General features: G+C 67.9%; 1 protein-coding gene. It reads right to left on the bottom strand.

Annotated elements, in window-relative coordinates; translation table 11 throughout:
• Positions 1-635: pyridoxal 5'-phosphate synthase lyase subunit PdxS (pdxS, locus tag AC1D0A_RS21970; RefSeq protein WP_476946842.1), on the bottom strand; the 635-nt coding region annotated here is incomplete at both ends.

The following is a 635-nucleotide window of genomic DNA, read 5'->3' as shown; positions in this document are numbered from 1 at the left end:
AACACGCCGTCGGCGCCGAGCTGCATCATCATCGCGGCGTCGGCCGGGGTGGCGATGCCGCCGGCGGTGAACAGCACCACCGGGAGCTTGCCGGTCGCGGCAACTTCCTTGACCAGTTCGTACGGGGCCTGCAGCTCCTTGGCCGCGACGTAGAGCTCGTCCTCGGCCATGCCGGCGAGCTTCTTGATCTCGGCRCGGATCTGGCGCATGTGCGTGGTGGCGTTGGAGACGTCCCCGGTGCCGGCCTCGCCCTTGGACCGGATCATCGCCGCGCCCTCGTTGATSCGGCGCAGSGCCTCGCCCAGGTTGGTCGCACCGCAGACGAACGGAACGGTGAAGTTCCACTTGTCGATGTGGTTGGTGTAGTCCGCCGGGGTCAGGACCTCGGACTCGTCGATGTAGTCCACGCCGAGGGACTGCAGCACCTGCGCCTCGACGAAGTGCCCGATCCGGGCCTTGGCCATCACGGGCACCGACACGGCCGCAATGATCTTGTCGATCATGTCGGGATCGGACATGCGGGACACGCCGCCCTGGGCGCGGATATCGGCCGGAACGCGTTCCAGCGCCATCACGGCCACGGCACCGGCGTCTTCGGCGATGCGGGCCTGCTCGGCGTTGACGACGTCCATGAT

The organism is Arthrobacter sp. P1_D4, from assembly GCF_056406115.1.
Note: the sequence above shows the minus strand (reverse complement) of the source record. Positions and strands in the feature narration are given on the sequence as shown.